The organism is Brevundimonas sp., assembly GCF_018608325.1.
In the GTDB taxonomy this organism is placed as follows: Bacteria; Pseudomonadota; Alphaproteobacteria; order Caulobacterales; family Caulobacteraceae; genus Brevundimonas.
The window spans coordinates 1-8094 of the sequence record NZ_JABAZW010000023.1; the positions used below are offsets into that span (position 1 = coordinate 1).

At 63.8% G+C, this 8094-nt stretch carries 8 protein-coding genes; 1 reads left to right on the forward strand and 7 read right to left on the reverse strand.

The features are described from left to right. Window positions 1–95 precede the first annotated feature (95 nt). Both QZ281_RS02340 and QZ281_RS02345 read right to left on the reverse strand, forming a co-directional pair. On the reverse strand, window positions 96–422 hold the full coding sequence (locus QZ281_RS02340; protein ID WP_292224265.1) for a hypothetical protein: 327 nt from the start codon (window positions 420–422) through the stop codon (window positions 96–98). 10 nt (window positions 423–432) lie between these two features. Further along, a complete protein-coding gene (locus QZ281_RS02345) occupies window positions 433–1107 on the reverse strand; it encodes an OmpA family protein (protein WP_292224267.1) in 675 nt (224 codons plus the stop codon). 185 nt (window positions 1108–1292) lie between these two features. On the opposite strand from QZ281_RS02345, the gene QZ281_RS02350 reads away from it, so the two are divergent. Beyond that, window positions 1293–2264 (forward strand): 2-oxoglutarate and iron-dependent oxygenase domain-containing protein, encoded by a 972-nt coding sequence (locus tag QZ281_RS02350; RefSeq protein WP_292224270.1) that lies wholly within the window; start codon window positions 1293–1295, stop codon window positions 2262–2264. Between the two features lie 6 nt (window positions 2265–2270). On the opposite strand, the gene QZ281_RS02355 is transcribed toward QZ281_RS02350, so the two are convergent. The 5 genes from QZ281_RS02355 to QZ281_RS02375 all read right to left on the reverse strand — a co-directional run. Beyond that, entirely contained in the window at window positions 2271–4184 is a 1914-nt protein-coding gene (locus tag QZ281_RS02355; RefSeq protein ID WP_292224273.1) for a pilus assembly protein TadG-related protein, read from the reverse strand. A 96-nt stretch (window positions 4185–4280) separates the two neighbouring features. Continuing rightward, on the reverse strand, window positions 4281–6161 hold the full coding sequence (locus tag QZ281_RS02360) for a M2 family metallopeptidase (RefSeq protein ID WP_292224276.1): 1881 nt from the start codon (window positions 6159–6161) through the stop codon (window positions 4281–4283). A gap of 64 nt (window positions 6162–6225) precedes the next feature. After that, a complete protein-coding gene (mtgA, locus tag QZ281_RS02365; RefSeq protein ID WP_292224279.1) occupies window positions 6226–6918 on the reverse strand; it encodes a monofunctional biosynthetic peptidoglycan transglycosylase in 693 nt (230 codons plus the stop codon). A 40-nt stretch (window positions 6919–6958) separates the two neighbouring features. Further along, on the reverse strand, window positions 6959–7924 hold the full coding sequence (locus tag QZ281_RS02370) for a WD40 repeat domain-containing protein (RefSeq protein WP_292224281.1): 966 nt from the start codon (window positions 7922–7924) through the stop codon (window positions 6959–6961). 82 nt (window positions 7925–8006) lie between these two features. Further along, the coding region (locus QZ281_RS02375) for a hypothetical protein (RefSeq protein WP_292224310.1) at window positions 8007–8094 on the reverse strand (88 nt) is incomplete at its 5' end.

Below are 8094 nucleotides of genomic sequence, written 5' to 3' on the forward strand. Positions count from 1 at the left end.
AGCCCCAACCGGGCTTCGAAGTCCGTCGTACAAAAGATAGAGCCGCCGACTTCTCACGAAGTCGGCGGTTTCTTTTTGTCAGGTCAGCAGTCGCCCTAAAACAGCTCCGTCGCCACCGACGGCTGCTCCGGCCCCGCTGTGGAATCACCCGGAGTTTTTTCTGAGCGAAGCACCGCGCCTCCGATCCCGATGACAAGCGTCGCGGTGAACAGAGCGCACACGACGGCGATCACCGCCAGCTTCACCCCATCCCAGATCTCGCGCCCCTGTGGCGTCACGTCAGCTCCGTTGAACCTGTATTCTGCCAGCTCAAGCTGAACTGAGTTGGCCGATGAGGGCAAGTCGATGACCCGTTCGCCAATAGGCGCGCGCAAAAGAAAAGGGCGAGACCCTGCGGTCCCGCCCTCCTTCGCAACCGTCATTCGACCGTAATCAGCCGGTGAACGGACGGATCAGGATTTCGACGCGGCGGTTCTGCGCCTTGCCTTCCGGCGTCGCGTTCGTCGCGACCGGATTGCGCGAGCTGTTGCCCGCCACATAGAGACGTTGCGCGATCACGCCGCGACGAACCAGCTCCGAAGCCACGCTGCTGGCGCGGCGCTCGGACAGGGGCTGGTTGATGGCGTCGCCGCCCGACGAATCGGTGTGGCCGATGATGTCGATGGTCGAGCGGTCATACTCCTGCAGAACCCGCGCCACGTCGTCGAGGACCGGCAGGAAGCGCGGATCGATCGAGGACTGGTTGGTGGCGAAGGTCACGTCCGAAGGCATGCGCAGGACCAGGTTGTCGCCCTGGCGCGCAACACCGACGCCCGAACCCGAAAGCTGGGCTTCCATGGCGCGCTGCTGGCGATCCATGTACTGGCCGACGGCCGCGCCGCCCAGGGCGCCGATGCCCGCGCCGATCAGCGCGTTCTTACGGCCCTGTTCGCCGTTCGAGGTGTTGGTCAGATAGCCGAGAACCGCCCCCCCCAGAGCACCGGCGAGGACGCCCGTGCCGGTGTTGTTGCGGGTCGGCGTGGAGCTGTAGGGGTCGGTCGTGGTGCAGGCGCTCGCGCCCAGCAGGGCGGCGATGGAGACACCGGCAACGATTATCTTGGCGCGCATGGATTGGTCCTTCCGATTTGGCGGTCTGGCGCGAGAAACGCACGCTTACTGTCGCGGTTCCAAGCTGTACCTTAGCTGAACAAATCCGGCCATGGTTCATCCCACCCGGCATGCCCATGAACTGACAAGGTTGCGGATTAGGCGTAAGGAAACCGCCGCACACAGTTACAGTGAGGACGACGCCGATGAGCGCGACCCCGATCGAAACCCCGTCAACCGACGACCGCGCCATCAAGCCTGTGTCGATGACCGGCTATGACGCCGATTTCCAGGCCTTCAGCGACGCGCTCGGCGCCTCTTTCACCCGCTACGGCTTTGCGGTGATCGCCGATCACGGCCTGAACGAAAAGCGGATCGACGCCGCGATCAACGACGCCAAGACCTTCTTCGCCCTGCCCGAGGACGTGAAACGCCAGTATCACCAGCCGGGAACCGGCGGCGCGCGCGGCCTGACCCCCTTCGGCGTCGAAGCCGCCAAGGGCGCCGCGACGGTGGACCTGAAGGAGTTCTGGCACGTCGGACGCGAGCTGCCCGCCGACCACGCCTATCGTAAATATATGCGCGACAACCTATGGCCGACTGAGGTCGAAGGCTTCCAGCCCCACCTGTACGGCATGTTCGAGGATCTGGACGCCCTGGGCCGCAAGATTCTGCGCGCGATCGCCCGCTACCTGGAACTGGGCGACGACTATTTCGAGGACAAGGTCGAGATGGGCAACAGCGTGCTGCGCATGCTGCACTATCCGCCGGTTCCCGCTGATGCGCCCGGCGTCCGCGCAGGCGCCCATGAAGACATCAATGTCATCACCCTGCTGCTCGGCGCTGAGGAAGCGGGCCTTCAGCTGAAGGAAAAGGACGGCAGCTGGCTGGACATCGCCCCGCCGCCCGGCGCCCTGGTCGTCAATATCGGCGACATGCTGCAGCGCCTGACCAACCACGTCCTGCCGTCAACGACGCACCGCGTGGTCAATCCGGCGCCGGAACGTCGCGGTTTCGCCCGCTATTCGACGCCCTTCTTCCTGCACTTCAACCCGGACTTCCCGATCGAGACCCTGCCCAGCGCCATCACGCCGGACAATCCTGACCGCTATGCGGGCAAGACCATCCTGGCGGAGGACTATTTGACGGAACGTCTGCGCGAGATCCGCCTCCTCTGAGGCGGATCAGCGCGTGATGCGCAGTCGGGTGATGTCGCGGCCGATGGCCTTGAAGGCTTCGCTCAGATCTGTGCTGGACGTCGGCAGATAGGCGTAATCCGGGCTGGTGGCGCAGTTCTTCATAAGATCCGCCGCCGCCCCGGTCGTGCCGACCTGGAAGCCTACGGTGTAGACCGTAATGCCCTGGGCCTTCATGGCCGTGCACAGTTTCAACGCCTGGCTGGTGGAGCTGCCGTTGGGAGCGTTCTGATTGATGTGGTCCGCTGTCGTCCCAGAGCCGGAACCCGCGTCAGAAGAAATGACGCCGTTCGAATAGGGGGTATTGAACTCCCCGTCCGTCATCAGGATCACCGACTTCAGCACATTCATGTCACGGTACGGCCCGGCTCCGTTGGACGGCCACAGCGTGTTGAAGTTCGGCGACACCGTGTACCAGCCCCATGCCGCGCCGATATGACCGGCAGTCGATCCGCCGATCGTCAGGGCGTTGATCGCCGACTTGAGCCCCGGCTTGTCGCTGGACAGCGGGCGTAGCGGTGCGTTGAGACAGGGGTTCAGGCCATTGTTCACATTGTCGGCGGGGTAGTTGAAACCGAGGCGGGCCGAAGACGGAGATGCATCCGTATAGGCCTGATTGCCCGCCCGTTCGCTGACGCAATCGCTGTTCTTCAGCGCACGCAATGAACCGGATGCACTGGTGAAGACACGCCAGGCGCAACCGTTCTCACCACAGGCCGTCGTGCCGCCACGGCTATAGGTCTGTCCACCCACGACATCGACGATGAAGTCATTGGTGTTCACTTCCGACACCGTAAGGGGGCGTGTATTCAGATAGTCCATGCCCTGGACGCCTTCGAACACCACGGTTCCGTTTCGCGTCAGCAGGCCATGATTGTTGGCGGTCACCTTGGGCTTGCAATCCGTCCGCAGGCATTTTGCGACATAGGCAGGCTTTGACGCACTGCCGGTGAAGGCGCTGTAATTCCGACTGTCGATAACAGTGCCATTGCTGCCGATCAGTTGGAACGTCTTGGCGCTGGCGTTGACGTTGGTCACTGTGAAGACGACGCCGTTCAGCTGCGTCATGCCGCTGGCGTTCCAAATCGCCACTCGATCGCCGTTGGCGAAACCATGAGTGGCCGTGGTGGTGAGGACGGCGGGATTGGCCTTTGTCACGGCGCTGATCGAGGCGATGTTTCCCGTCGACCAGGCGATATTGGTGACATTGGCCGTCGCAGTCGGCACGCCACGCGCACTATTGGCGTAACTGCCCAGGTTCACGCCCATCGAATAGGGGACCAGGGACATCTTGGTGTAATAGGGCGTCTGGACATCCTGAACCACGATATCCACCAGCTGATTGGCGGCGCTCTTCAGAGACTCGATCTTGCCGTTGTTCATGGAGCCGGTCACGTCGAGCACCAGCGCGACTTCGATGTTCTTGGATGACCGTTGCACGTCCGACGACGAGCCGACCGGAAGCGTGTCGTCCAGCAGCTTGCCGTAAGGCGGCAGGATGATGTTGGCGACCAGGGTCTTGACCTGGATTTTCGCCGCCCCCTTCACGACCTGATTGGCGTCGACCGTAAAGGTGATGTCGCTGTCCTTGAACGTCACGCCGTCCGTGGCGCGCAGGTTCGCCTTCAGCGCCGTCAGGCCGACAGCGTTCAGCTCCTTGGTCTGAGCGGACGTATAGGGCGAGCGCGCCGCCGCCAGGGTGGCGGCGTCCAGCGCGTCCTGCAGATTGGCCTTTGCCGTCGAGACGCGGTTGATGTCGATGCCGCCGAAGACCAGCATCAACAGCACCGGCAGGCTGAGGCCGAACATCATGGCGACATTGCCGCGTCGGTCGGCGCGCAGCCGCGCAACGAAGCTCGTCAGTTTGGGCCATGCCCCGATGTTCAGCCGTTGAGACGCCAAGATCGTGCTTCCGCAACCGGGCGCAGATTCGCCCGCTGGTCGTCACAATGGCGCCCGCCGGTTAAGGGAAGGCCCAAACCTCAGGGTTAACCGCCATTAAGCTTCCGACCATCCGCATCTGTGACCCTGGTTCTGCTGGGTCAGCCAAGTATTCAACGGAGCGAAATAGTCAGCAATGGCCGAGGCGTCATTGCCCTCATCGCCGGTGAAGGCCTTCATCGCCTCCTGCCAGGGACGGGACTGACCCATTTCCAGCATGGCGTTGAAACGCGCGCCGACCGCCGTATTTCCATAGGTGGAGCAACGATGCAGCGGCCCGGTCCATCCCGCCTGGCGACAGGCCGCGCGCTGGAACTGGAACTGATAGATGTGCGCCAGGAAGTAGCGAGTGTAGGGCGTATTGCCCGGCACATGGTATTTCGCGCCGGGATCAAAGGCGTCGGCCGGACGCGCGCCGGGCGGGACCAGTCCCTGATATTTCAGCATGTCGGCGGTCCAGGCGGCATTGTACTGAACCGGCGTCGTCTCGCCCGAAAACACATCCCAGCGCCAGCGATCCACCATCAGGCCGAACGGCAGGAAGGCGATCTTGTCCAACGCCATCTTCAGCAGGAAGGGAATGTCCTCGTCTTCACCCGGCACCTTATCCAGCAGACCGATCTGGTGCAGATAGGTCGGCGTCAGGGCGGACAGGCCGATGAAGTCGCCGATCGCCTCATGGAAGCCGTCGTTGGCGCCGTTGCGGAACAGCATCGGCTGGTCCTTGTAGGCCCGCTGATAGTAGTTGTGCCCCAGTTCGTGGTGCACCGTATAGAAGTCGTCGGCATTGACGTTGGTGCACATCTTGATGCGGATGTCGTCGGCGTTATCCAGATCCCAGGCCGAGGCGTGGCAGACCACCTCGCGGTCACGGGGGCGCACGATCTGGCTGCGTTCCCAGAAGGTCTGCGGCAGAGGCGCCAGTCCCAGAGAGGTGTAGAAACCCTCTCCCGTTCGCACCATCTTGGTTGGATCGTACCCCGCCTTCACCAGCAGGTCCGTCAGGTCATAGCTGGACTGGCCGCCCGTCGCCGGGGCCACGATGTCATAGATATTGCCCCACTGCTGAGACCACATATTCCCCAGCAGGTCGGCGCGGATCGGGCCATGGTCCGGCTGGACCGCATCGCCGTATTTGGCGTTCAGCCGCGCGCGGACATAGCAGTGCAGGTTCTCGTAGAAGGGCTTCACCTGCGCCCACAGCCGGTCCGTCTCTGCAGCGAAATCATCGGCGGGCATGTCATAGCCGGAACGCCACAGGGCGCCAGTGTCGACGAAACCCAACTCGCGCGAGCCTTCATTGGCGATTTCGACCATACGGGCATAGTCGGCCTTCATGGCCGGTGAGATGGTGCGCCAGCCTTCGTACAGCGCCTTGCTCTCTTGCGGATCGCGACTGTCGGCCAGGATCAGCGACGCCTCGTCCAGCGTGATCTGACGGCCTTTGAAATCGAACTTGCCGGTCGAATAGGCTGAGTCCAGCCGGGTGGTGATCTGGGCCAGTTCGTCGGCGGCGCCCGGCCGGTTGGGTGCGGGCAGGACAAGGCCGAGGCGCAGCAGATCCAGCTTGCGGCGCACGTCCGGCGCGACCGTCACCGTGTTGAACCTGGCCGCCTGATTGGCCAGTTGCACCTGAAGCTCGGTCACCTCGGCATTGACCTTGGATTCCAGCCACATGGTGTCGAAGGTGATGTTGGTCGCCCGCGACCACTGCACCCGCGCGGCATATTCGGTGATCTCGGCCCAGCGGACCTCGGCGTCGGCGATAAAGGCGTTGGCCCCTGCGGTCGTGACCGGATAGTCCGCCTTCAAGCCGGAACTGGCTTGGGCCTGCTCCTGGGCCGAGGCCGTATCCGTATTATGGGTCGAGGTCGAGGCGCAGCCTGCGGTGAAGGCAAGCACGCAGACCGCAGCGGCGGTCATCAACTGACGCTTCATGATGGATCTCCTGAACAGCCCGCGCAGGAGAGGTGACGACCACCGCGCCGTCAAGCGCTGTGGCCTAGCGCAGAACGCAGGCGCTCAAACCCTGGCCTCGCACCGTGCCCATGGCCGCCTGAACCCGCGAACCGCGACGCCGGACATAGGGGCCGGGGTCTGCGGCCTGATAACGGCGCGGCGCCGGCAGGATGGCCGCCAGACGCGCCGCCTCACGCGGGGTCAGATCACGCGCATTCTTGTCGAACCAATGCTGCGACGCCGCCTGGGCGCCATAGACGCCGGGCGCCCATTCCACCACGTTCAGATAGACCTCCATGATCCGGCGCTTGCCCCAGAAGGTCTCGATCAGGACGGTGTAGCCCGCCTCCAGTCCCTTGCGGACCCAGTCGCGCGACGGCCACAGGAAGACGTTCTTGGCGGTCTGCTGGCTGATGGTCGAACCGCCGCGCATCCGACCGCCATCGGCGTTGTGGTCCAGCGCCTTCTGGATGGCGTCCATGTCAAAGCCGTTGTGGCTGCAGAACCGCGCATCCTCAGAGGCGATGACGGCATTGACCAGATTGGGCGAAATGTCGTTCAGCCCGCGCCATTGATAATCCAGCCCCTCGCCCCGCACGGCCTGACGCAGCATCAGGATCGTGGGCGTCGGCGGGACAATGGCGAACAGGGCCACGCCGACGAACGGGAACAGGGCCAGAACCACGACCAGCGTCAGCCAGAAGCGGCGTTTGCGCGTTTTCTTGGACTTGGTCATCGCAATATTCTGATCAAGCTTGAGCGGAGCGCAAGCGGCCTTAGAGGATCAGGACGCCAGCGGCGCCATCCTCGTCGGCCCAGGCCACCTTGTCGGCGTCTGGGCTCAGCGACAGGGCGACAATGGCCGCGCCTTTCTCGGCCTTGACGAAGTTCAGGCCCTGCGCCGCCGGATGGGCGACCCAGACACGGCCGTCGGTCAGACCGGCAGCCATCAAACCATGCTCGGCCCGCGCCGAGACCAGATTGACCAGACTGGAATCATCATAGCCGATCTCGGTCGCCTCGCGCCCCATCGGGCCGTTGGAGCCAATGAAGGGCCACAGCACGACCCCAGGCGCACCCGAGGTGGCCATCAACTGCCCCTTGGCCAGGAAGGCCATGGACCGGACCTTGCCGGGATAGCCGCCCATGCGCAGGCTCTTGGCGTCCTTCAGCCGCCAGCCGTGCAGTTGATTGTCCTGCATGGTGGTCACGACAAAGGCGCCGTCGGGCGAGAAGGCGACACCCGTGTGAGACCCGGCCCAGGCCAGCTTGATCGGTTGCTGCTTCTCGATGCGGGCGTACCACAGGGCCGCCCCGCCATAGGTCGAGGTGGCGATACGAAGTCCCTTTGGCTCAAAGACCACGCCCGATACCGTGCGCTCATGCTGATAATCGCGGCGGAAGCCGACATCCTTGGGATCAATGACCGACAGGGTGCGGCCATAGGAGAAGGCGATCAGCCCGGACGCCGCCGAGGCGTCGATGGCGTCGATCCACTGGCCCTTGGCGGTGGCCAGAACCACCACGTCGTCGTCGCGACGCGTCCAGACCACCTTGCCGTCATCGCCGCCCGTCACAATCCCATCGCCGGACGGATGAACCGCCGCACACAGGATGGCGCCGTCGTGCGCCTCGACCCGCGTGCGATCCTCGAACCGCACCGAACCATCGCCCAGGGCGAAGACGGCGCCGGTGCTGTCAAAAAGGGCGGCGGTGACCTGGGCGTCGAAATCGAAAGTCATGGAGCGAGGCGTTATCCGGTTGAAGGCGCCTCCATATAGGAAGCCGCCGCGCGACGCACGGCCCCGCCTTCATCCGATGCGCCTATTCCGGCAGGGGGATGAACTCCAGATCATCCTCGGTCGGCAGCTTCATGCGACCGGCCTTCCAGTCGGCCCTGGCCCTGTCTCTT